The organism is Bacillus sp. SIMBA_074 (assembly GCF_046534555.1).
In the GTDB taxonomy this organism is placed as follows: Bacteria; Bacillota; Bacilli; order Bacillales; family Bacillaceae_G; genus Bacillus_A; species Bacillus_A mycoides.
The window spans coordinates 1-371 of the sequence record NZ_JAWRYM010000177.1 but is presented as its reverse complement, the minus strand read 5'-3'; the positions used below and the strand labels follow the sequence as shown (position 1 = coordinate 371).

Annotated in this window: 1 protein-coding gene; it reads right to left on the bottom strand. The window is 58.2% G+C overall.

Translation table 11 applies throughout. The features are described 5' to 3' along the window. The coding region (locus SB773_RS30375; RefSeq protein WP_410593915.1) for a hypothetical protein at positions 1-323 on the bottom strand (323 nt) is incomplete at its 3' end. Between the last annotated feature and the right edge of the window lie 48 nt (positions 324-371).

Genomic DNA, 371 nt, shown 5'->3' with positions numbered 1-371 from the left:
CTGCTGAAACCGCAGCGACGGCAGCGATGGCGAGGCCTGCCTGTCAACAGTGCGCCCGTATGATGTTTGAGCAGCATCAGGCGGGTGTCAGGGGTAGTTTTACCCGCCAGCCGCTCACTTTCTAAGTAAAGGTCCACTAAGTAATCAAGCCCTCCGAGGCTTGGAGCTTCACTTAGCCAGGCACCCGTTCGTTCAATTGCGCTGTCCACGCCGTCTCTTTGATGAACGAGCGCCCCCAGCGCCACAATCACGCTGGTGTAGGGGGCTTGGCTCAGCAGGTTTTGCAGATGGTTTTCCAGACCAGGTAAATCGTCACTGCGCATATAAGCGCGCTGTAGCGCGGGTAGCATGGTGGGGACGTGGGCGACATC